The 21,531-nt window shown below is 51.7% G+C and carries 24 protein-coding genes; 1 reads left to right on the forward strand and 23 read right to left on the reverse strand.

What is annotated here, in order from left to right; translation table 11 throughout:
- Window positions 1-2: 2 nt before the first annotated feature.
- The 22 genes from IC804_RS09070 to IC804_RS09175 all read right to left on the reverse strand — a co-directional run bounded on the left by IC804_RS09070 (window position 3) and on the right by IC804_RS09175 (window position 19,305).
- The gene (locus IC804_RS09070) at window positions 3-371 is read right to left on the reverse strand and encodes an ATP synthase subunit I (protein ID WP_008880699.1); all 369 of its coding nucleotides are present in this window, start codon (window positions 369-371) and stop codon (window positions 3-5) included.
- Window positions 372-377: 6 nt separating this feature from the next.
- Window positions 378-596, reverse strand: coding sequence for an AtpZ/AtpI family protein (locus tag IC804_RS09075; protein ID WP_008880700.1), 219 nt, complete (start codon window positions 594-596; stop codon window positions 378-380).
- Between the two features lie 372 nt (window positions 597-968).
- Window positions 969-1,598, reverse strand: a complete 630-nt coding sequence (gene upp / locus IC804_RS09080) for a uracil phosphoribosyltransferase (RefSeq protein WP_029761121.1) — start codon at window positions 1,596-1,598, stop codon at window positions 969-971.
- Window positions 1,599-1,785: 187 nt separating this feature from the next.
- A complete protein-coding gene (glyA, locus tag IC804_RS09085) occupies window positions 1,786-3,024 on the reverse strand; it encodes a serine hydroxymethyltransferase (RefSeq protein WP_008880703.1) in 1,239 nt (412 codons plus the stop codon).
- 93 nt (window positions 3,025-3,117) lie between these two features.
- On the reverse strand, window positions 3,118-3,696 hold the full coding sequence (locus tag IC804_RS09090) for a TIGR01440 family protein (protein WP_008880704.1): 579 nt from the start codon (window positions 3,694-3,696) through the stop codon (window positions 3,118-3,120).
- 50 nt (window positions 3,697-3,746) lie between these two features.
- A complete protein-coding gene (rpiB, locus tag IC804_RS09095; protein ID WP_008880705.1) occupies window positions 3,747-4,193 on the reverse strand; it encodes a ribose 5-phosphate isomerase B in 447 nt (148 codons plus the stop codon).
- 147 nt (window positions 4,194-4,340) lie between these two features.
- Window positions 4,341-5,630, reverse strand: a complete 1,290-nt coding sequence (locus IC804_RS09100; RefSeq protein WP_008880706.1) for a methyl-accepting chemotaxis protein — start codon at window positions 5,628-5,630, stop codon at window positions 4,341-4,343.
- A gap of 28 nt (window positions 5,631-5,658) precedes the next feature.
- Complete coding sequence (locus tag IC804_RS09105; RefSeq protein ID WP_060476307.1) at window positions 5,659-6,105, reverse strand: low molecular weight protein arginine phosphatase; 447 nt, start codon at window positions 6,103-6,105, stop codon at window positions 5,659-5,661.
- Window positions 6,106-6,242: 137 nt separating this feature from the next.
- Window positions 6,243-6,794 (reverse strand): manganese efflux pump MntP, encoded by a 552-nt coding sequence (locus IC804_RS09110; RefSeq protein ID WP_008880708.1) that lies wholly within the window; start codon window positions 6,792-6,794, stop codon window positions 6,243-6,245.
- A 230-nt stretch (window positions 6,795-7,024) separates the two neighbouring features.
- Window positions 7,025-8,062: an L-threonylcarbamoyladenylate synthase gene (locus tag IC804_RS09115; RefSeq protein WP_011888406.1), complete on the reverse strand. Its 1,038-nt coding sequence runs from the start codon at window positions 8,060-8,062 to the stop codon at window positions 7,025-7,027.
- Between the two features lie 137 nt (window positions 8,063-8,199).
- Window positions 8,200-9,132: a stage II sporulation protein R gene (gene spoIIR, locus IC804_RS09120; protein WP_081157427.1), complete on the reverse strand. Its 933-nt coding sequence runs from the start codon at window positions 9,130-9,132 to the stop codon at window positions 8,200-8,202.
- A 36-nt stretch (window positions 9,133-9,168) separates the two neighbouring features.
- Complete coding sequence (gene prmC, locus IC804_RS09125; RefSeq protein WP_081157428.1) at window positions 9,169-10,035, reverse strand: peptide chain release factor N(5)-glutamine methyltransferase; 867 nt, start codon at window positions 10,033-10,035, stop codon at window positions 9,169-9,171.
- Window positions 10,025-11,101: a peptide chain release factor 1 gene (prfA, locus tag IC804_RS09130; protein WP_008880712.1), complete on the reverse strand. Its 1,077-nt coding sequence runs from the start codon at window positions 11,099-11,101 to the stop codon at window positions 10,025-10,027. The genes prmC and prfA overlap by 11 nt, the downstream gene beginning before the upstream one ends.
- 94 nt (window positions 11,102-11,195) lie before the next feature.
- Window positions 11,196-11,636: a hypothetical protein gene (locus IC804_RS09135; protein ID WP_008880713.1), complete on the reverse strand. Its 441-nt coding sequence runs from the start codon at window positions 11,634-11,636 to the stop codon at window positions 11,196-11,198.
- Window positions 11,637-11,982: 346 nt separating this feature from the next.
- Window positions 11,983-12,606 carry a thymidine kinase gene (locus IC804_RS09140; protein WP_008880714.1) on the reverse strand — a complete coding sequence of 208 codons (624 nt, stop codon included), beginning with the start codon at window positions 12,604-12,606 and terminating at the stop codon, window positions 11,983-11,985.
- 164 nt (window positions 12,607-12,770) lie between these two features.
- Window positions 12,771-12,971 carry a 50S ribosomal protein L31 gene (gene rpmE, locus IC804_RS09145; protein WP_008880715.1) on the reverse strand — a complete coding sequence of 67 codons (201 nt, stop codon included), beginning with the start codon at window positions 12,969-12,971 and terminating at the stop codon, window positions 12,771-12,773.
- A gap of 255 nt (window positions 12,972-13,226) precedes the next feature.
- Window positions 13,227-14,501: a transcription termination factor Rho gene (rho, locus tag IC804_RS09150; RefSeq protein WP_008880716.1), complete on the reverse strand. Its 1,275-nt coding sequence runs from the start codon at window positions 14,499-14,501 to the stop codon at window positions 13,227-13,229.
- Between the two features lie 267 nt (window positions 14,502-14,768).
- On the reverse strand, window positions 14,769-15,731 hold the full coding sequence (glpX, locus tag IC804_RS09155; protein ID WP_011888409.1) for a class II fructose-bisphosphatase: 963 nt from the start codon (window positions 15,729-15,731) through the stop codon (window positions 14,769-14,771).
- Window positions 15,732-15,763: 32 nt separating this feature from the next.
- Window positions 15,764-17,050 carry a UDP-N-acetylglucosamine 1-carboxyvinyltransferase gene (locus IC804_RS09160; RefSeq protein WP_008880718.1) on the reverse strand — a complete coding sequence of 429 codons (1,287 nt, stop codon included), beginning with the start codon at window positions 17,048-17,050 and terminating at the stop codon, window positions 15,764-15,766.
- A gap of 130 nt (window positions 17,051-17,180) precedes the next feature.
- A complete protein-coding gene (gene fsa, locus IC804_RS09165) occupies window positions 17,181-17,822 on the reverse strand; it encodes a fructose-6-phosphate aldolase (RefSeq protein WP_008880719.1) in 642 nt (213 codons plus the stop codon).
- 92 nt (window positions 17,823-17,914) lie between these two features.
- Window positions 17,915-18,778 (reverse strand): class II fructose-bisphosphate aldolase, encoded by an 864-nt coding sequence (locus IC804_RS09170; RefSeq protein WP_008880720.1) that lies wholly within the window; start codon window positions 18,776-18,778, stop codon window positions 17,915-17,917.
- Between the two features lie 164 nt (window positions 18,779-18,942).
- The gene (locus IC804_RS09175) at window positions 18,943-19,305 is read right to left on the reverse strand and encodes a response regulator (RefSeq protein WP_008880721.1); all 363 of its coding nucleotides are present in this window, start codon (window positions 19,303-19,305) and stop codon (window positions 18,943-18,945) included.
- A gap of 122 nt (window positions 19,306-19,427) precedes the next feature.
- On the opposite strand from IC804_RS09175, the gene IC804_RS09180 reads away from it, so the two are divergent.
- Window positions 19,428-19,949 carry a DUF2529 domain-containing protein gene (locus tag IC804_RS09180; protein WP_041264760.1) on the forward strand — a complete coding sequence of 174 codons (522 nt, stop codon included), beginning with the start codon at window positions 19,428-19,430 and terminating at the stop codon, window positions 19,947-19,949.
- Here IC804_RS09180 and IC804_RS09185 read toward each other — a convergent pair.
- Window positions 19,901-21,490, reverse strand: coding sequence for an IS1182 family transposase (locus IC804_RS09185; RefSeq protein ID WP_223812930.1), 1,590 nt, complete (start codon window positions 21,488-21,490; stop codon window positions 19,901-19,903). The genes IC804_RS09180 and IC804_RS09185 overlap by 49 nt on opposite strands.
- Window positions 21,491-21,531 lie beyond the last annotated feature (41 nt).

Below are 21,531 nucleotides of genomic sequence, written 5' to 3' on the forward strand. Positions count from 1 at the left end.
TTCTATGTAACTGATTGATCATTATGTAAAAAATGATTTACTACCAACAAAATGTATGGGGTGGACAGGCCGATGACAACCGGCACCATCGACAAATGTTGGGGGTAACGGGACACAAGCAGCGCGACTGCAATAGCCAATGCAAACCGAACCATTGTCCCTAGTGATGGCGGACGCCGCCCATCAGCGATCGCTTCTCCGACTTTGATTACACGCCGGGCTAACAGCCGTATGCTGTACAACCCTGCCGCCGTGCCGACGAGCAGACTAAAAAACCATGCTTCATACTTTGTCCATATCGACCCTAACGCGTAACAAGCCATCAATATAAACAGTTGTTTTTGCATTCGTTTCACGATCATGTCAAGCATGGCTTCTTATTCCTCAAAAAAGCGTCGGACTGTTTTTAGCGTGGCAAAAACTCCCGCTGCCAAACCGAGCAACAGGCCAATAACTAAAAAAAGCGGTTCACTGTCTAATTGTCGATCGGCCCATCTTCCGCCGAACAAACCGACTAACGTACAGCCGACAAGCTGTGATGTAATTGCCGACATTAACCCAATAGCCCGAAACGGGTGGCGGTCATTTTTTTTCATAGGCCATATACCTCTCTAACCGATAGGAAAGGGGGATTTCAGACAGTGAAAACCCTCACAATATGTCCCCTGTAAAGCATACAATACCACTAGGTTAATGTCAATGTGTTTCCACATAAAACCACATTCACACAGGGCAAATATTAATAATTTGTGACAATTTCTCATTTTCTTTTCACAAATATCACGTATAATGATATATTTTATTTTTATCTACTCTTTCTGCCTGACCTAGTTCTTGAAGCTCCCTGCATGGTAGGCGAAGCTGATAGTCGTCATAACCAAGAATGTTTCCATATGTAAAAAGGGTGTCCCGACCATTGCGGGCACCCTATTCTTCGTCGTATGCGTGGCGTCCTGTCTCATCGACTGTCATTTCGTTCCAAACAGTCGGTCACCAGCATCGCCAAGACCGGGGACGATATAGCCGTGGTCGTTCAGCCGCTCATCGAGGGCAGCGATGTAAATATCGACGTCCGGATGCGCCGTTTCAACCGCTTTGACCCCTTCCGGTGCCGCGATGAGGCACATGAACTTAATGCTTTTAGCCCCCCGCTTTTTCAATGCTTCGATCGCCGCCACCGCCGAGCCACCGGTCGCGAGCATCGGATCGACGATGATAAAATCACGTTCTTCGACATCGCTTGGCAATTTGACGTAATATTCTACTGGCTGGAGCGTTTCCGGATCGCGGTACAGGCCGACGTGGCCGACTTTTGCCGCCGGGATAAGCTTCAAGATGCCGTCAACCATGCCGATACCGGCGCGCAGAATCGGGATGACGCCAAGCTTTTTGCCGGCGATGACTTTCGCTTTCGCCCGGCTGACAGGAGTTTCGATCTCCACTTCCTCAAGCGGAAGGTCGCGCGTAATTTCAAACGCCATCAACGTCGCCACTTCTTCAACGAGTTCGCGAAACTCTTTTGTACCTGTATGCTTGTCGCGAATGTACGTCAGTTTATGCTGGATGAGCGGATGGTCAAATACATACACTTTTGCCATAGGTCATCTCCTCTTCCGTATGTATGCAGTACACTTCTATACATTCTACTGGAAAACGGGCGCCCGTTCAACCGTTGAAGCAAAGGAAAAGGCACACTGCCCAACCGATCATTGGCAGTGTGCCTTTATCATCGCGTGAGCGTAGGTAAGGGAGCGTTCGATTGTCCGGAACGCTCCCTTCGTTCCCTTAGTCTTGATAGAGCGGGAATTTTTCCGTTAAGGCAACGACGCGTTGGCGTGCTTCCTCGAGCGCCTGCTCGTTGTCGATGTTTTTCAGCACAAGACCGATAAGGGAAGCAATTTCATCCATTTCTTCCAAACCAAAACCGCGCGTCGTAACCGCGGCTGTACCGATGCGGATGCCGCTCGTGACAAACGGGCTTTCTGGATCATACGGAATTGTGTTTTTATTGACGGTAATGCCGACTTCATCCAACACTTTCTCCGCTGTTTTCCCTGTCAGCTGTTGCGGGCGCAAGTCAACAAGCAGCAAATGGTTGTCCGTGCCGCCGGAAACAAGAGTGAACCCTTCTTTTTGCAAGGCGGCTGCAAGGCGTTGAGCGTTGTCGATGATGCGCTTTGCGTATACTTTAAAGTCATCTTGCAGCGCCTCACCAAGTGCGACTGCTTTCGCGGCAATGACATGCATAAGCGGGCCGCCTTGAATGCCAGGGAAAATGGATTTGTCGATTTGTTTCGCAAACTGCTCTTGGCATAAAATCATTCCGCCGCGCGGGCCGCGCAATGTTTTATGCGTCGTCGTCGTGACAAAATGGGCATACGGCACTGGATTCGGATGAAGACCTGCCGCAACAAGACCGGCAATATGGGCCATATCAACCATTAAATAGGCGCCGACTTCATCAGCGATTTCCCGGAACTTGGCAAAATCGATGACGCGCGGATAGGCACTTGCGCCGGCGACAATCAGCTTCGGCCGATGAAGGCGCGCTTTCTCGCGCACATCATCATAGTCAATGACATGCGTTTCCGGATCGACGCCGTATTCGACAAAGTTGTACTGAACCCCGCTGAAGTTGACCGGGCTGCCGTGCGTCAAATGCCCGCCGTGCGACAAGTTCATGCCAAGCACAGTATCGCCGGGCTTGAGGACGGTGAAATAGACAGCCATGTTCGCCTGTGCTCCGGAATGCGGTTGGACGTTCGCATGCTCTGCTCCGAACAATTGCTTCGCCCGTTCACGCGCCAAATCTTCGACTACGTCAACGTATTCGCAACCACCGTAATAGCGGCGACCTGGGTAGCCTTCCGCATACTTGTTCGTCATCACCGACCCTTGCGCTTCCATCACGGCGCGGCTGACAAAGTTTTCTGAGGCGATTAGCTCAATTTTTGCATGCTGCCGTTTCCGCTCTTGTTCGATGGCGGCGAACACTTGCGGATCTTGTTGTGGCAAGTAGTTCATCAATAGCTCCCCCTTACGCAAAATTCAGTGAATATTCGTTTTTATTTTATCAGCTTTCATCGGACAAATCCAAAGAAAAAGTGAATAAACTAACTAGAAAGTACAGGAATCATTCGGATTTTCCAATGAATAGACGGCACGGGCACCACCGATCAGCTTCGGTCGTGTTTTCGCCAACGTCACACACGCCGATCCGACATGCTTCACCGGAACGCGTACAGGGACGGCAACCGGCTTCAAATGCATGCCGATGAGCGTATGGCCGATGTCAATCCCCGCGTCAGCACGAATCACCTCGACGACGACCGGATCCATAAGATGTCGATAGGCGTAGGCGGCCATTGCTCCCCCCGCTTTCGGCACCGGAACGACGGAAACGACCTCGAGCCCGTGAGCGCGTGCTGTCTCCCGCTCAACGACAAGCGCCCGGTTTAAATGTTCACAGCATTGGAACGCCAGCTCAATGCCAACTTCTCGCCGCCACGCCTCAAGCTCGGCAAAAAGCATGGCAGCAACGTCCATCGATCCGGCCGTGCCGATCCGCTCGCCAAGCACTTCGCTCGTACTGCAGCCGATGACAACGATGTGACCGCGACCAAGCTGCGCCTGTTCTTGAAACGCGTGCAAGATGGTTTGCCATTGCTGCCTCCATTCGGTCAATAGTGCGTCCATGGCCCTCCCCCTCATTAATACGCCGCGATTTTTATGAAACGATGCGTCTTTTACAAATGTTCGTTTTCGTAATCGGCAATTTTGCCGATCCGCCGCGCATGGCGGCCACCTTCGAATTCCGTCTCCAACCACGCTTTCGCGATTTCACGCGCCAAGCCAGGGCCGATCACGCGCTCGCCCATCGCGAGGATGTTGCTGTCGTTATGCATGCGTGTCAGTTTCGCGCTGTAAACATCATGACAAAGGGCGCAGCGCACCCCTTTTACTTTATTCGCTGCGATCGTCATGCCAATGCCGGTGCCACAAATTAAAATGCCGCGATCAAACTCGCCGCGCGCCACTTTTTCAGCGACCGGGAGCGCGTAATCCGGGTAATCGACCGACGTTTCACAGTCGCAGCCAAAGTCTGTATATTCGATGCCCATTTCATCAAGAAGTGCTTTAATTTCTTCACGAATGCGAATTCCACCGTGGTCGGAAGCAATTGCTACTTTCAAGTTCGTTCGTCTCCTTTCTGCTCGCCTCGCTCCCCGCTTTTTGGAGCGAGCGCTTCATCGATACAGTTACCTTATTATGCTAGATCGTGTGCGGTTCGTTTGTTTCCGCCAGTGAAGTCGACAGCGTTTCTGAATGCACCGGTCATTTTAGTCGGCGCGAAAACGGGCGACTGCCGCCTGTAGCTGTTCCGCCTGTTCGACAAGCTCGTTCGCCAGTTTGTGCACATTGCTGACTGCTTCTGTCTGTGCTTCGGTCGCCGCCGCGACTTCGAGCGCACCAGCGGATGTCTGCTCAGCGATCGCCGCCACTTCTTGCGTCTGTGCCGCCACCCGCTCCATGTGCCTCATTTGGCTTTTCGCCAGCTCAGCGATATCATGGACGGCGCGAATCACTTCACCCGCTGAAGATACCATAGCGGCAATGGCCTCATTCGTCTGCTTGCCTCTGACCGCCTCAGCGTTGGCGGTGGCGGCCTGCTTATCCATTTGCATGGCCACCCGGGCAACCTCGTTTTGAATATTGTTGACCAATTCCGCAATTTGTTTCACTGCCGTAGCGCTTTCATCAGCTAGTTTGCGCACTTCTTCGGCCACGACCGCAAAGCCCCGGCCATGTTCACCGGCGCGGGCGGCTTCAATCGAAGCATTGAGTGCTAGCAAGTTCGTTTGCTCAGCCATATCGGCAACAAGCAATGTAATGTTTCCGATTTGATGGGCATGTCTCTCAAGCTGTTTGACAGCGGCTCTTGACAGTTCTTGATCGTCGGCCAGCTGCCCGATGCCATTGATGAGCGAATGAGTGATATCTTGGCTTGTCTTGAGCGTTTCTGCCATCTCATGTACGGACTGTTCCGCACGTTCCGCCGTTTCTTGTACCCGTATGGCAATGGCGAGCACATCTTCAGCGGCCTCAGCCGCTTCTTGAATCGCTTCCGCTGAAGCGGTTGCCCCTTTCGAAATATCATCAATCGTCGCCGCAATATCGCGAGCGCGGTTTGCCGCTGTTTCAGATGCTTGGCTCATTTCCGATGTCTTCTCATTTGTACGTGCTGTATTTTCTTCAATGTTAGTGATCACGATGCGCAGATGATGAAGCATGTGGTTAAAAGCGACAGCAAGCGAACGAATTTCATCATTGGATGAAGGAAGCGGAACGTCTTCTTCAATATGCCCGCTAGCCGCCTTAGTGGCCGCTTCCTCGAGATGTTGCAGCGGCTTCGTAATCCAGCCAGCGGCGACATAGGCGAGCACTCCTGACCAAAAAATGCCGAGCAGCAACACAACAATCGTGAAGACGCTTTTGTTGAATGATGCAAACCACCAATCATACAACACGTACAAGTACAAGGCGCTCGTCGAATATGTAATAATTGCTAGCACTGTTGTAAAGACGACAAGCTTCAGACGCAAGCCAAACGAACGGCGTTTTCCCCCCATTGTTTTCCCCCTCATTAACCACGTGATATTATTGTTTCTCTTGCAATTTTTCCGCCAGGCGGTCAATAAGCGCCGCTAACTCATCGCGAGCTGCCCGGTACACCTCAACCGAGCCACCGAACGGGTCGGCGATGTCACCGTCTGTTCCTGAAGCGAACTGTTTTAACGTAAATGTTTTATCTTTCGCCTCCGGAAAACGTCCGACGATCATCTCTTTATGTCCAGACGTCATCGCCAGCACGTGCGTTGCCCAGTCAATATGTTCTTTTTTTAACAGCGAAGAACGGTGGGACGCGTCAATCCCCTTTTCTTTCAATACCGTTTTCGCATGGTTGGACGCTTCGCTTCCTTCCGCAGCGAATACACCGGCCGATTTCACCTCGACACCGGGCAGCTGCTTGCTCTCAAGAAGCGCGGCAGCCATCGGGCTCCGGCACGTATTGCCGGTGCAGACGAACAAAATGCGGTACGGCATGACAACCACCTCTTCAACAATGGCTTACCATAACAATGGCTTATCAACAATATACCATAGGGAAAAGAACAAAAAAAAGCGGGCAGTCCACTTTTTCCCACTGAAGTGAAAAGGTTGGCACCACCTGCCATGATTCTTTACGAAAAAAGCAGCTTCAGCCCGAACACAAGCAAAATGCTGCCGCCAAGCGCCTCACTGTACGAACCGAGCCATTGCCGAAAATGTCGGCCCACCAGCAGCCCGATCCAAGTCAAGACCGTGCTGAACAAACCGAACAGGAGGATCGTCGCCATCGTCCGTGCCCCGAAAATGCCAAGGCTTAGCCCGACCGAAAAGCTGTCGAGGCTGACGCTGAATGCAAAAAAAAGCAGCCCCGCCCCGTGCGGCAAGAATGAAGTCCCTTCCTCCTGCTGAAAGGATGTAACGATCATTTGCCCGCCAAGCCATAATAGCAACACCCCGCCCGCATATGTAGCGATGCTACCGAACTCGCGCGACAAAAAGCGGCCGACTGCCATACCGACAAGCGGCATGAAAATATGAAATAAGCCGATCGTAAGCCCAATATAAAAAATTTGCCGAAGCCGAAGACGCAACAATCCCATTCCTAAGGCAACCGAAAATGCGTCCATGCCTAGCGCAAGCGCCATCAGCGACAGCGCGATCATTTCGCCGATTAACGCGCCCATTCCCTTCCCTCCCGGACTAGCCTTACTGCTAACATATGCACGTCCAGCATCGTTTAGAAGCAAACGAGTGATAGAGGAGAAGCGAGGCGATTTCATATGCAAGAGTGAAAAAAGAGGGTGTCTCCAAACCAATGAGACACCCTCGCTTATCTTTCACATCGAACGGACTCGTCACTCTATACAGTTAGCTCCTTCACTTTTTTGGGGGGCTGCGTTCCGCTTTTGTTTCGCTATTCGCTAATGACGCGCCCACCGGCCGCTTTACGCAACCGATTCATGATCGCAGCGCCGATCCCCTCCTCCGGAAACGCCTCGCTGTAAATGAGGTTAACGCCTGTCTCATCAAACTGACGCAGCACATCGTACAGGCGTTGGGCCACCGTTTCCAAATCGCGACGCGCTCCACATGCCAACACGACATCGGCGACATAACGGTTTTTGTTTTCTTCAGTCGTCAGCACGCCGACAGTTTTTCCTTCCGCCCGGCTTTCATCAACAAGCCGCTGCAAAAACGACGGTGGGCCAGCGGCGATCCAAAGCGGTGCTTTCGGCGCATAATGCGTATATTTCATTCCTGGCGCTTTCGGCGCTGTCTGTTCATCTCCGGCAGCCTCTTCAACGCGGCCGATCACTTCACTGAGCGCCTCTTTCGTCACCCCGCCCGGGCGCAAAATCGTCGGCACCTCTCCGCTGCAATCGAGCACAGTCGATTCAACGCCGACACCCGTTGGCCCGCCATCAATCACTCCGGCAATGCGCCCGTTCAAATCAGCGAGCACGTGCGCGGCCGTCGTCGGGCTTGGCCTTCCTGACCGATTGGCGCTCGGGGCGGCAAGCGCCAAGCCGCTCGCTTCGATCAAGGCAAGCGCCAGTGGATGATCCGGCATGCGCACCGCCACGGTCGAAAGACCAGCTGTCACCCGTTCAGACACCGCTCCGTCCCGTTTCGGCAACACTAAGGTGAGCGGGCCCGGCCAAAACCGTTCCATTAACGTTTTCGCGACCGGCGGGATCGATGCAGCGATCGATTCAACTTGCGCGAGGCTGGCGACGTGGACGATGAGCGGATTGTCGCTCGGCCGTCCTTTGGCGGCAAAAATTTTTTCCACCGCTGTCGTATTAGCCGCATCTGCTCCCAATCCGTACACCGTTTCCGTTGGAAATGCGATCACTTCTCCGGTCCGCAACCATTCGGCAGCCTCTTGTATTTGTGGATAAATTTGCTGTTTATCAACAATATTATCCACAACCCAAACATGCGTTTTCAATCGTTTCACCTTCTCTATCGCCTTGGAGATGGCGGATTTGCTCAGAAGTACCGAACTAGCTCTCGTCGGTTACCCACATTTATACACAAATTGTGAATAAATCTGTTGTTTTTGTGGATAACATTGTGGATATGAGCCTATGGAATAAGGTGGGCAAGCAACTCTTTGAAGAAGAATTTCACTTCGATCCGCTGCTCCGACTCAGCCATGACGACGGGGGAAGCATTTCCGCTATCCATTTGTTTCTCTTCACTCGCGTCTTCGCCGATGTCAATCGCAGCAAGGCTCGTGTCATCCACAGCTCGATTTCCATCACTCACGCTCGTGCTCACACTATCCTCATTGATTTCCTCAGCCACTGTGTGACGTTCAGTCTCCTCACCTATGGCTATCGCGATGCTCTCATCTTCTTGTCCGTCCGGCTGTGCCGCTTCTTTTTTACTCCGCTTTTCTTTCATAGACGCATTGGTCTCGGTTGGTGCAGGTTTGTCTGCCTCGTTTGTCGGCATCTCTTTCTCTCTCATCATCACAGCGTCACCGTTGGAAAAATCGAGAAAACAAAGCGGCGGAAACAAGACACACCACCAGTTTGCCCCTTTTCCTGCCCCGAGCGTAATAAGAACCGCATCGTACGTGCCGGCTGGATAAACGTAATTACCGTACACTTTCGTCGGAAAGCGAACCGAACCGAACTCCACCTTGTACGACTGATTGCTTTGCTCATCACGGAGCACACGAGCGACCGTCTGCTCGATGTCCGGCAAGTGGGAGCGAATGACACGCTTCGCTTCTTCGAACGACGTCAGTTCGGCCACCCAGTCGTTAATTTGCGCGTTCACCGCATCGCGCACTTTTCGCTTCAATTCTTGGTCAGCAACGTTATCGCTGTTCGCCAAAATGCGCAGGCGAATCGCCTCGTTAGGAACCATGACCGTCGCGTTTGCCCCCGCATCCGTCTGCTGACCGTATAGATGAACGAGGACGCCTGTTATTAATAGAATGATATATAAACATACAGCGATGGAATTTCCCCTGATCACCATTATCGGCACCGTCCTTTCAACATTCATTGTGGACGGCGCCGCCTCATTTTAAACCTATGAATCTCATTTTTTTCTTGTCATATAGACCATTCGGTCTTTGCCATTCAAGTCAAAAGCCACTTCGATCTCAGCCTCAGGAAACGCCGCCGCTAAGAGTGAGGCGACCGCTTCTCCTTGTCCGGCGCCGACTTCAAACGCGGCAAGCGCTGGGGTACCGAGCACAAGCGGCAAGTCGCGAGCGAAGCGGCGGTAAAAGTCAAGCCCGTCACGGCCGCCAAAAAGCGCCGTGTGCGGCTCATAGTCTTTCACGACCGGAGAGAGTGTAGCGGCATCGGTTTCAGGAATGTACGGCGGATTTGAAACGACAACATCGACTGTCTGCCCTTGCTCAATGAGCGGCTGCAATAAGTCACCGCGCAAAAACGAAATGCGAGCCCCAAGCCGCGCGGCATTTTCCCGGGCGACTGTGAGCGCTTCTTCGGAAATATCAGTAGCGGTCACTGAAAGCGTGCGATTCTCAAGCGCCAACGTCACGGCAATCGCCCCGCTGCCAGTGCCTACATCGACGACATCAATTCGTTCCCGCCCTTCAAACAGACGAGGAAGACGCTCTAAGACACCAAGCACAAGCTCTTCTGTCTCCGGTCGCGGGATTAACACATGGCGGTTTACAAGGAACGGTCGGCCGTAAAACCATTCATGGCCGATCAAATATTGAATCGGCACATGGTCTACGGCATGGCGGCGCACATCGGCCGCGAACCGTTCATACACCGTTTCCTCAACTGGCTCACGCCAACGGGCGAACAACCCGGCTCTGTCAGTGCCCAAATGGTGACACAATAGCCACTCGGCCGCCCGCTCTTCCTTTCCATGAGCATGCAAAAAAGAAGAAGCCCAGGTGAGGACCTCATGTACGTTACGACGCATCGTTCGCTTGCTCCAGTTTTTTCGACTGGTCGTCTAAAATGAGCGCCTCGATAATTTCATCGAGCTGCCCGTCTAACACGAGGTCAAGCTTTTGAATCGTCAACCCGATACGGTGGTCAGTGACGCGGTTTTGCGGGAAGTTGTACGTGCGGATGCGCTCTGAGCGATCGCCGGTGCCGACTGCTTGCTTACGCGTTTGGTCATACTCGGCGCGCGCTTCTTGCTGGTATTTGTCGTAAATGCGGGCGCGCAACACTTTCATCGCTTTTTCTTTGTTTTTAATTTGCGATTTTTCGTCTTGGCAAGTAACGACAATGCCGGTCGGAATATGGGTGAGGCGTACGGCTGACATCGTCGTGTTCACGCTTTGTCCCCCTGGCCCGCTCGAGGCGTACGTATCGACGCGAATGTCTTTTTCATGAATTTCGACTTCGACTTCTTCCATTTCCGGCAAGCAGGCGACCGTTGCCGTCGATGTATGGATGCGTCCGCCTGATTCCGTTTCCGGGACGCGTTGGACGCGATGAGCGCCGTTTTCAAACTTCAGCTTCGAATACGCCCCTTTCCCATTGACCATAAAGATGATTTCTTTATAGCCGCCAAGACCTGTTGGGCTTGCTTCGATCACTTCCGTTTTCCACCCTTGCGACTCCGCATAGCGCGTATACATCCGGTACAAGTCGCCGGCAAACAGCGCGGCTTCCTCGCCACCGGCGGCGGCACGAATTTCCATAATGACGTTTTTCTCATCATTCGGATCTTTCGGCAAAAGCAACACTTTCAACTTCTCAACGAGCGCTTCTTCCCGTTCTTCGAGCTCATCAATTTCCTCTTTCACCATCTCGCGCAGCTCTGGCTCAAGTTTTTCTTCCAGCATAGCCTTCGCTTCCGCGAGCTGACTGCGAACGGACTTGTATTCACGGTACGTTTGCACCGTTTCAGTCAAATCAGCCTGCTCTTTCGAATAATCGCGCAACTTTTTCGGGTCGTTGATAACGGCTGGATCCATCAAAAGCTCGTTTAATTTTTCATATCGTTGTTCAACAGCTTCTAACCGATCAAACACAGCATTCACCTCTGTTTTTCAGCACAGTCTAATTTTAAATTATATCATGAAACAAAACCAAACAAAAACCCCCGCTTTTCGTAAGCGGGAGCGTTTAATTCAAGCGTACGATGATTTCGTACGTCGGAATCGCTTTTGTCAGCAGTTCATCGATGCGGCTCGCCTCACGCTGCCGCTCTTTGGCAGACAACGTGTCAGGCACGTTGACTGTCACATACATATTGTCGCCGTGAAACCAAATGGAGTTGACGCGGTAATCGGTATACCGCTCAATGAGTTGCACTGCTTTACGCGTATTAACGCGCTGGTTTTCACTTCCTTCGGCCAAACTAATGAAGTTCGGGTTTTGCCGCGTTTTTTCCGGGTCGTCAAAGTTGTTGTACAAGTCGCGATCCGCATCCGTTTTCGGCCGGCCATCCGTCATGAGCTGCGTACCATTTTTATCTTCGCTTTGCTGGCGGTAAGACGATTGATCTGGATTTAACGAGCAGGCAGAAAGCAACAAGGCAAATCCTAACAACCAAATGCGTTTCATTGTTTTCGCCTCCCTGCTGTTAGGATGCCCGTGACAAGTCATAATATTTATCCTCTCCGAACGAGAGAACCCCACGTTCAAATGAAGCGAACGTGGGGTAAGACCAATCCATCGTTTACGAGCAGCTGTGTCGTTTGTTCATAATATCCAGCAGAGTGGCGATGGAAACAGCCGGAGTGCGCCGTGTCATCGCTACTGATTGACGCATTCGGTGAACAAACAGCTTGAGATGTTTGGCATATCGTCATCTTTTTCCATTACTTATCAGCACTTTTGGCCAGCCATGAAGGCTTCGAGCACATGCTGGTGCAGCGCGTTAATTTCCTGTATTTCCAACCGAATCCCTTCACTCACTGGCGCGTTCAGCAAACGGATGATCATGCTGCTTTTTTGGTTTGCCCGGCACCTCGTGGTGATGGCGGCAACGCGGTTCGTACGCTTCACTCGCGCCGACAAGAATGATCGGATCGTCATAAGAGGCGGGTGCACCGTTAATGAGCCGTTGCGTCCGGCTAGCCGGGGAGCCGCAAACGGTGCAGACTGCTTGCAGTTTCGTCACCGATTCGGCGAGGGCCATGAGCGCTGGTACCGGTCCGAACGGTTCGCCGCGGAAGTCTTGATCCAACCCGGCGGCGATGACGCGATAGCCACGATCCGCGAGCGTTTGCACGACATCAATAATGTCATCAGAAAAAAACTGTACTTCATCAATGGCAACAACATCGGTGGTAGCGGAAATATAACGAAACAGTTCTGCCGGCGTTGCGACCGGGATGGCGATCACTGAATTCCCGTTGTGCGACACGACCGCATCTTCACTGTAGCGGTTGTCAATCGTCGGTTTGAACACTTTCACTTCCTGTTTGGCAAACTGGGCGCGGCGGATGCGGCGGATCAGTTCTTCCGATTTGCCGGAAAACATGCTGCCGCAAATGACTTCCAGCCAACCGGACTGCGTCATCACATACATCGGGGGCCTCTCCTTTCGCTCAACACTGTCGTCGAAAAACGGGCCAATCCTGCCGACTGGGACTGAAGCGGCCAGCAGGATAGCCCCTATGAGCGGCAGTTCGTCCATCTGCCCTCACGAAAAAGCAGGCAAGCGGTGCGCGCTTGCCTGCTTTCGTTCTCTTTTTACTTAAGGCCGTATTTTTTATTGAATTTATCGACGCGGCCCGCTGCCGAAACGAATTTTTGTTTGCCCGTAAAGAACGGATGGCATTCCGAGCAAATCTCGACGCGCAGCTCGTCTTTGACCGAACCGCTTTCGAACTCGTTTCCGCATGCGCAGCGGACGATCACTTTTTTGTACGCTGGATGGATCCCTTGTTTCATCGTTTTCATCTCCTTCCGCCCTGTATCTCATCGAAACAGAGTTATTCGTTCGTGCGGGCTCGATGCCCAAGGCACTTCCGCCTCTATGGCGAAGCACCATGCATGGAACGACCGAGGCCTCATGAGAACAGCCCGGCCGGTACAGACGGTTCATCGTGTGAACACATAAGCGTTATCTAAAACACACATGTTAAGATTATAACAGCTTTTCCGCTGATTTGCAACGGGCGATTTACGGCAAGTTCCACCAGCCGTTTAGATACGGATCGGACCGCCGCTTCTCCATTCTTGGTCGAGCAAAGCGAAAAATTCTTCATTCGACTTCGTGCGGCGCAGCTTGTTTAAAAACCGTTCGATAAAGTCCGGGGAATCAGCCATAGTTTTCCGGATCGCCCACAGTTTGTCCAAATGTTCTTTCGGAATGAGGAGCTCCTCTTTACGCGTGCCAGAACGACGAATGTCGATCGCTGGGAAGATGCGGCGCTCAGCAAGCGACCGGTCGAGATGGAGTTCCATATTGCCAGTGCCTTTAAATTCTTCGTAAATGACATCGTCCATACGCGAGCCGGTATCCACTAAGGCGGTCGCCAAAATCGTTAAGCTGCCGCCTTCTTCGATGTTGCGGGCCGCGCCAAAAAACCGTTTCGGACGATGAAACGCAGCTGGGTCGATCCCGCCGGAGAGCGTGCGGCCGCTCGGTGGAATGACTAAGTTGTACGCCCGGGCCAAACGGGTGATGCTGTCCATTAAAATGACGACATCGCGCTTATGCTCGACCAAACGCATCGCCCGCTCCAAGACGAGTTCGGCCACTTTAATATGGTTTTCCGGCACTTCGTCAAACGTCGAGCTGACAACGTCCCCTTGCACAGACCGCTCGATATCGGTCACTTCTTCTGGCCGTTCGTCAATCAGGAGGACGATCAGCTCGACATCTGGATGGTTAGCAGTAATGCTGTTGGCGATTTCTTTGAGTAGCATTGTTTTCCCTGCTTTTGGCGGAGCGACGATCAGCCCGCGCTGGCCAAAGCCGACTGGAGCGATGAGGTCGATGATGCGGGTCGACAGCTTGTCCGGCGTTGTCTCCAGCTTCATTTGCCGATTCGGATATAAAGGGGTTAACGCCGGAAAATGGACGCGCTCTTTAGCGATTTCTGGGTCTTCCCCGTTGACCGCTTCCACGTGGAGCAAGCCGAAATAACGCTCATTTTCTTTTGGCTTCCGCACTTTGCCGGATACTTTATCCCCGTTGCGCAAATCAAAACGGCGAATTTGGGAAGCGGAAATGTAAATGTCTTCCGAACTCGGGGAATAGTTGATCGGACGCAAAAAGCCAAATCCTTCCGACGGAATGATTTCGAGGACGCCTTCCATGAAAAAGAGGCCGTCTTGTTCGGCACGCGCTTTCAAAATAGCAAAAATAAGCTCTTTTTTTGTCAATTTGCTGTAATACGAAATTTTATATTGTCTAGCGAGCTCATACAGCTCTTTTAACTTCATGTTTTCTAAAGCTGCTAACGTTAATTCCATCTTGACACCACACTTTGCAAAGTTTCCTATTCTCCCATCGTTCTCGTTTGGACATATTTGTCATCAATTCGACAGGCGAAGGGATCATTCGTTTAGAAGATGATGAAGGCTGAAATAAGGAAGTAGAATGGCAGAGCTTATTTTTGCACAGGTAACATGACTATTTTACCCTTTTTGCTTATTTTTAATCAATCTTTTTTTGCTTTTCCGGACAGGGAGCGGCACCAGAGGGGGGGCGGTGCCGCCACCAGACCGGATAGGAGGATGTTACTTAATGACTAAGTTCGGTTTTTTCTTCAAGCTATGCCGTCCCTCGATGAAACGAACGGTGCCGGATTTGGCGCGCATGACGACCGAGTGGGTAAGACCGTACGCTCCTTTGAGCTGCACGCCGCGCAGCAGCTCGCCATCCGTAACACCGGTGGCGGCGAAAATGGCGTCGTCTCCTTTCACTAAGTCATCCATGCGTAACACTTTGTTCACGTCAATTCCCATTTGTTTGCACCGTTCGAGTTCGGCGTCATTTTGCGGCAGTAATTTCCCTTGCAGTTCGCCGCCAAGGCATTTTAAGGCGACCGCTGCGAGCACCCCTTCCGGCGCACCGCCTGAGCCGAACAAAATGTCAACGCCGGTATGGTCAAACGCTGTATTAATAGCGGCAGCCACATCGCCGTCATTAATGAGTTTTATGCGCGCACCAGCTTCTCGCAGCTCTTGGATGAGCCGTTCATGGCGCGGACGGTTTAAGACGATGGCGACCACATCTTCAATATCTTTGTTTTTCGCTTTCGCTACCGCTTTTAAATTGTCGATGATCGGCGCTTCAATATCAATCATGCCGACTGCTTCCGGACCAACCGCAATTTTTTCCATGTACATATCCGGAGCATGGAGCAAATGGCCGTGGTCGGCGACAGCGACGACAGCTAGGGCGTTCCAGCCCCCCGAAGCGACGATGTTCGTTCCCTCAAGCGGATCGACGGCGACATCGACGCGCGGGCCGTAGCCGTTGCCGAGCTTTTCTCCAATATACAGCATCGGCGCTTCATCCATTTCTCCTTCGCCGATGACGACCGTTCCTTTCATCGGCACCGTGTCAAACACATCGCGCATCGCCGATGTCGCTGCATCATCAGCTTCATTCTTTTTTCCGCGTCCCATCCAGCGAGCCGCCGCAAGCGCGGCCGCTTCAGTGACGCGCACGAGTTCCATTGACAAGCTTCGTTCCATTGCTGTTCTCCCCTTCCCCTTTGCACTTGACGTTACGCATTTTTTACTTGTTCAATTTCTTCATCGGTCATTTTTTCACGCCAAATGGTGGCGCCGATCTTAGACAGCTTTTCCACTAACCCACTGTAGCCACGATCGATATGCTCAACGCCAGTGATTTCGGTCACTCCTTCTGCCATGAGCCCGGCGATAACGAGCGCCGCCCCAGCGCGCAAGTCGCTCGCTTTTACTTTTGCGCCTTGCAAATTGACCGGACCAGTGATAATGGCCGAGCGACCTTCGACTTTCACGTTCGCGTTCATGCGCCGCAATTCATCGATATGTTTGAAGCGTGCGCTGTAAATCGTATCCGTGACGACACTCGTGCCGTCTGCTTTCGTCAACAAGGCGGTTAACGGCTGCTGCAAATCGGTCGGGAACCCCGGGTAGACGAGCGTTTTGACGTCAACCGCTTTCAAAACATCGGAGCCGCAGATCCAAATTTGATCCGCACCCGTCTCGACGTGCACGCCCATCTCGCGCAATTTCGCCGTCAGTGATTCGACGTGCTGCGGAATAACGTTGTCAATGACAACTTCGTTGCCGGTCGCTGCGGCGGCAATCATATACGTACCGGCTTCAATCCGATCTGGGATGATGGCATGGCGGCAGCCCGATAATTTTTCGACGCCGTCGATACGGATGACATCGGTGCCCGCGCCTTTAATTTTTGCGCCCATATTCGAAAGCAATGTTGCCACATCAATGATTTCCGGCTCTTTCGCGGCGTTTTCGATAATCGTCCGCCCTTTGGCGCGCACCGCCGCCAGCATAATGTTGATCGTCGCACCGACGCTGACGACGTCCAAAAAAATGCGGGCCCCGCGGAGCTCCTCAGCGCGCAAGTAAATGGCGCCCTGCTCGTTCGTTACCGTTGCACCGAGCGCCTCAAATCCTTTAATGTGCTGGTCGATCGGGCGCGGTCCGAGATGACAGCCGCCCGGCAGGCCGACGACCGCTTTTTTGAACCGGCCAAGCATCGCTCCCATCAAATAGTACGAAGCGCGCAGTTTTTTTACTTTTCCGTTTGGAAGCGGCATAGAAACCATGTTCGTCGGATCGATGATCGCCTTTTTGCCGTCAAACCAAAACGAACCGCCGATCTCTTCGATCAAGCTTCCCAAAATGCGCACGTCGGAAATGTCCGGCAACCCTTCGATCGTCACCGGCGAATCGGCTAAAATCGCCGCAGGAATCAAGGCGACAGCGCTGTTTTTCGCGCCGCTCACTTTAATCGTCCCCTGCAGCCGATCCCCGCCGATAATTTTTATTTTATCCATCGTCGTCTCCCTTCTTTGCTCGGAAGTTGGCTTCACCCCTAGGGACGAGAAAGTGGTCAGGCGGGCTGAATTCCCCAGCCCGAACGCGGCAAGGTCAGCCCGCTTAACCTAGAAGGCAAAGGCCTTATTCTCATTGTTGCCGATTCCAGTCAGCGAGAAACTTCTCAATTCCTTGGTCAGTGAGTGGGTGGTTAAATAATTGCATCAGCACTTTGTACGGTACGGTGGCAATATGCGCCCCACGCAAAGCTGCTTCTGTCACATGGTGTGGGTGGCGGATCGAAGCCGCAATGATTTCTGTTTCAATGCCATGAATGTTGAAAATGTCAGCGATTGTGGAAATGAGCTCTAAGCCGTTATGGCCGATATCATCGAGGCGGCCGAGGAACGGAGAGACGTATGTCGCGCCGGCGCGCGCAGCCAACAGCGCCTGGTTGGCGGTAAACACAAGCGTGACGTTCGTTTTGATGCCTTTTTCGCTGAACGCTTTTACCGCTTTTAACCCTTCCGGCGTCATCGGGACTTTAATCGTGATGTTCGGAGCAATTTTCGCCAGCTCTTCTCCTTCTTCAATCATGCCTGGCGCATCAGTTGAAATAACCTCGGCGCTTACCGAACCGGAAACGATCGACGTAATTTCGCGCAACCGATCGTGGAACGAGACGTTTTCTTTCGCCACTAAGCTTGGGTTAGTCGTTACACCGGCTAAAATACCGAGTTCGTGAGCGTGTTTAATCTCCTCTAAATTTGCCGTATCAATAAAAAATTTCATAAGTGACCCTCCTTGCCATGATTTGGGCGCAAGCAGGCAAGCCCGGGCGGCGGCTGAAAGCCGCCTGCTGAGCCGATCTTGCCGTTTTCGCGTTATTGTGCCGCTTTTCCGGACGAACCGAACTCGCGCATTTTGCCGATGACCGTCGCTTTGATCGCATCGCGGCCTGGGCCGATAATTTTGCGCGGGTCATAAACGTTTGCATCTTTCGCAAGCAACTCGCGAACGACTTTCGTAAAGGCGATTTGGTTTTCCGTATTGACGTTGATTTTCGATGTGCCAAGGGAAATCGCGCGCTGGATTTGCTCAGTTGGGATGCCGGTGCCGCCGTGAAGCACAAGCGGAATGCCGGTTAAGTCGCGGATTTGTTCCATTTCCGCAAATCCGAGTTTTGGCTCCCCTTTGTAAGGGCCATGCACCGAACCGAGCGCCGGAGCAAGGCAGTCGATGCCTGTCCGCTTGACAAGCTCTTCACATTCTTTCGGATCAGCGTAAATGACACCTTCACCGATGACATCGTCCTCTTGCCCGCCGACGATGCCAAGCTCGGCCTCAACAGAAACGCCGCGCGCATGGGCGTATTCAACGACTTGCGAGGTGATGCGGACGTTCTCTTCAAACGGGTGGTGGGAGGCGTCAATCATGACCGAGGTGAATCCGGCGTCGATTGCCGCTTTACATTTTTCAAAGCTCGAACCATGGTCAAGGTGAATGGCAACTGGAACCGTAATGTTCATGTCTTCCATTAAGCCTTTCACCATGTTGACGACCGTTTTAAAGCCACCCATATAGCGAGCTGCCCCTTCGGAAACGCCGAGAATAACCGGCGATTTTTCCTCTTCAGCCGCCGCTAAAATGGCTTGCGTCCACTCTAAGTTGTTAATGTTAAATTGGCCGACCGCGTATTTGCCGCGCAGCGCCTCGTTGAGCATCTCTTTCATCGATACTAACGGCATGGTTACATCCTCCTTAGCTGATCGTCGTCTTTGTCGCCATGGCGGAACGTAGGCCCACAGGCGCAAAATACATCTACGTTATAAGCATACCAACTTGTCAGCAAAACAGCAACATTTCCAGTCTTTATTCTGCTAAAGTTGTACCAGCAGCTAAAAACGCACTTCTACACAGAAATATGTTTTTTAACGGCAGCGCGCAAATCATCGATATCAAACGGCTTGGCAAAATGCATCAGCGCGCCGAGCTCTTTTGTTTCCTGAATCATATCAAGCTCTCCATACGCCGTCATGATGATCACTTTAATATCTGGGTCAATGTCTTTCAGCCGCTTTAAAATTTCAATACCGTCCATGCCGGGAATTTTCATATCGAGAAGCACAAGATCGGGATGGTGTTTGCGAACAATTTCAAGCGCCTGCATACCGTTGGCCGCCTGGTATGTCACATATCCTTCGCGTTGAAACACTTCGTTTAACAAAATGCGGATGCCATATTGGTCGTCGACTATCAAAATTTTGTTCCCCACGGTTATGCACCTCTATTCCTTTTTTCTCCCTATTAATGTTTCGCATTTTCCGAACGTATTTCCTGCTTGCTTTTCTTGCCATTTGTGCGTTTTGTATAATAACGTCGAAAGGAGGCCGAACGATGAAAATTTTGACGACACAAACGATCGGACTGTTGCAAAAAATCACCGCCGATGAAGAACTGGCGCTGGAGGACGGAGCGCGCTTGCTCGCCCAAGCAGCCATTGGCGACGGGCGCATTTGGCTATATGGGACAGGCGAGCTGGATGCGGTCGTCACTGCTGCCCTTCTCGGCCCGGATTCACTGCCAAAAGCAGCGCGCCTCGAACCGGAGGCGGCAGATGATTGGAACGAAACAGACCGGGCGCTTGTGTTCGCCCGTTTTTCCAACGATGAAGAGGCGATCCGCCTCGTTGAACAGCTGCAAGCACGCGGCGTTGATACGGTCGCTGTCGCAACGCTTGTCAAAGACGAACCTGGATTAGCGGATATCGCTGCTATCCATATTGACAGCAAACTCTCGCGTCCGCTCGTACCGACAGAAGATGGCCGCCGCATCGCCATGCCAACGGTGGTTACCGCTTCGTTCATCTACTACGGACTGCTTGTGCTACTTGATGAAATTTTGGAGGAGTATAAGTAACCACCGCTATGAAAACAGGTGCGTCCATCGAATGAAACCATCAAAAAACGGTGTCCGACAAACGGACACCGTTTCAGACTGTTGACAAAATGGGTTTCAGACGAATGTCTGAAACCCATTTTGTTCCATAAATAGACTATGTTTTCAAAAAAAGTGGGTAGGATGGGAAGCCATGCAAAGGAAAAGAAAGGGCGGTGCTTCGCCTTCCATAGGTAATTCGCCAGTTTTTTTAAATTCATGGCAGCACAAACAAGCATCGCCTGCGCCTCATTTTTTTCCAATCCCCGGTAATGCGTCCAGCGCAGACCATGCTTCTCTTTCATATCGGCGAAATCCCGTTCAATCGTCTCTTTTCGGAGGGCATAGAGTTCCCGGTATTCCGGAACATACCGCAAATGCTCTGCTTCTTCATAGTAGTCCTGCCATACGTGGCGAGTGACTACTTTGGTGTAGCTCTTGCTTTGCGTGCACTGATGAAGATACGGACAGCTTCGGCACACCGCCGGGTCCGATTTGTATTCCCGGTACCCTTCCCGATTCGTAGTAGAGTAAGATAGAACTTGATCATTGGGGCATAGATAACAATCAAAATATTCGTCATACACAAAATCTGATTTCCGAAAGAATCCATCTTTTGTTTTCGGGCGAGTGTACGGCCAAATCGGCTTTACCCCTTGTTCGAGTAAATACTTGGCAATGGCAGGAGTTTTATATCCTGCGTCTACACACACGGCTTCCGGACATGATTGGATTTCCCGTTTCACTCGTTCGAACAGCACAAAAAACGCTTGACTGTCATGGACGTTGGCTGCCGTCACGTAGGTCTGTAGAATCCATCCGTTGCGATCACAAGCTGTATGATACGAATAGGCAAACACTCGCTCCCGTTCATTTTTCACCAACAGTCCGCTCTCCGGATCCGTTTTGCTTACTTTTACTTCCCGTTTTTTTTTTTTCTCAGATGGCAACGGCGATTTTCCATGAGCGATCCGATCCCGTTCGATTTCTTTTTCGAGTTCCTGTTGGTAGGCTTTGGCTTCGACTTCTGCCATTTCCGTTGTAAACTTCTTTTTATTGGCGCTTGCTTTGACATGAGTGGAGTCTACGTACAAGACACTCGAATCTACCAATCCGTGTTCAAAGGCTTCTTTTAAAATCCGTGAAAAAATTTGATGGAATACATCCGTTCCAGCGAAACGACGCGCATAGTTTTTACTTGGCGTCGAGTGATGAGGAACGGGATCATGAAGACTAAGTCCTAAAAACCAACGGTAGGCGACGTTGGTTCGGATTTGTTCGACGGTTTCACGCATGGAGCGAATCCCAAATACATACTGAATCAAATACATTTTAAACAACATCACTGGATCAATGCTCGGACGTCCATGATCAGGAGAGTAGAGATCTTTCACCACATCATAGATAAAAGAAAAATCAATGGCCGCATCCAGCTTTCTTACCAAGTGATCCTCTGGAACCAGATCATCCAGTTTCACCGTGGTTTCGGTATAGCGCCCATCTTCTTGGTGTGGCCGAAGCATCGTTCCTTTCCTCCATTTCTCCCTCGTCTTACCTTCATAAT

The organism is Geobacillus sp. 47C-IIb, from assembly GCF_014679705.1.
Classification (GTDB): domain Bacteria; phylum Bacillota; class Bacilli; order Bacillales; family Anoxybacillaceae; genus Geobacillus; species Geobacillus thermodenitrificans.

Bases quoted from the DNA above. Each gene is read 5' to 3' on its own strand.
- IC804_RS09185 (WP_223812930.1), bottom strand. From the start codon at position 21,490: ATGCTTCGGCCACACCAAGAAGATGGGCGCTATACCGAAACCACGGTG.
- prmC (WP_081157428.1), bottom strand. From the start codon at position 10,035: ATGCGTCGTAACGTACATGAGGTCCTCACCTGGGCTTCTTCTTTTTTG.
- glyA (WP_008880703.1), bottom strand. From the start codon at position 3,024: ATGAACTACTTGCCACAACAAGATCCGCAAGTGTTCGCCGCCATCGAA.
- IC804_RS09100 (WP_008880706.1), bottom strand. From the start codon at position 5,630: ATGGGGGGAAAACGCCGTTCGTTTGGCTTGCGTCTGAAGCTTGTCGTC.
- IC804_RS09070 (WP_008880699.1), bottom strand. From the start codon at position 371: ATGCTTGACATGATCGTGAAACGAATGCAAAAACAACTGTTTATATTG.
- IC804_RS09075 (WP_008880700.1), bottom strand. From the start codon at position 596: ATGAAAAAAAATGACCGCCACCCGTTTCGGGCTATTGGGTTAATGTCG.
- glpX (WP_011888409.1), bottom strand. From the start codon at position 15,731: ATGGAACGAAGCTTGTCAATGGAACTCGTGCGCGTCACTGAAGCGGCC.
- rpmE (WP_008880715.1), bottom strand. From the start codon at position 12,971: ATGAAACAAGGGATCCATCCAGCGTACAAAAAAGTGATCGTCCGCTGC.
- IC804_RS09140 (WP_008880714.1), bottom strand. From the start codon at position 12,606: ATGTATGTGATGACGCAGTCCGGTTGGCTGGAAGTCATTTGCGGCAGC.
- rho (WP_008880716.1), bottom strand. From the start codon at position 14,501: ATGGAATTAACGTTAGCAGCTTTAGAAAACATGAAGTTAAAAGAGCTG.
- IC804_RS09135 (WP_008880713.1), bottom strand. From the start codon at position 11,636: ATGAAACGCATTTGGTTGTTAGGATTTGCCTTGTTGCTTTCTGCCTGC.
- IC804_RS09090 (WP_008880704.1), bottom strand. From the start codon at position 3,696: ATGGACGCACTATTGACCGAATGGAGGCAGCAATGGCAAACCATCTTG.
- IC804_RS09110 (WP_008880708.1), bottom strand. From the start codon at position 6,794: ATGGGCGCGTTAATCGGCGAAATGATCGCGCTGTCGCTGATGGCGCTT.
- upp (WP_029761121.1), bottom strand. From the start codon at position 1,598: ATGGCAAAAGTGTATGTATTTGACCATCCGCTCATCCAGCATAAACTG.
- IC804_RS09170 (WP_008880720.1), bottom strand. From the start codon at position 18,778: ATGCCGTTAGTATCGATGAAAGAGATGCTCAACGAGGCGCTGCGCGGC.
- spoIIR (WP_081157427.1), bottom strand. From the start codon at position 9,132: ATGAATGTTGAAAGGACGGTGCCGATAATGGTGATCAGGGGAAATTCC.
- IC804_RS09180 (WP_041264760.1), top strand. From the start codon at position 19,428: ATGAAAATTTTGACGACACAAACGATCGGACTGTTGCAAAAAATCACC.
- fsa (WP_008880719.1), bottom strand. From the start codon at position 17,822: ATGAAATTTTTTATTGATACGGCAAATTTAGAGGAGATTAAACACGCT.
- IC804_RS09160 (WP_008880718.1), bottom strand. From the start codon at position 17,050: ATGGATAAAATAAAAATTATCGGCGGGGATCGGCTGCAGGGGACGATT.
- IC804_RS09105 (WP_060476307.1), bottom strand. From the start codon at position 6,105: ATGCCGTACCGCATTTTGTTCGTCTGCACCGGCAATACGTGCCGGAGC.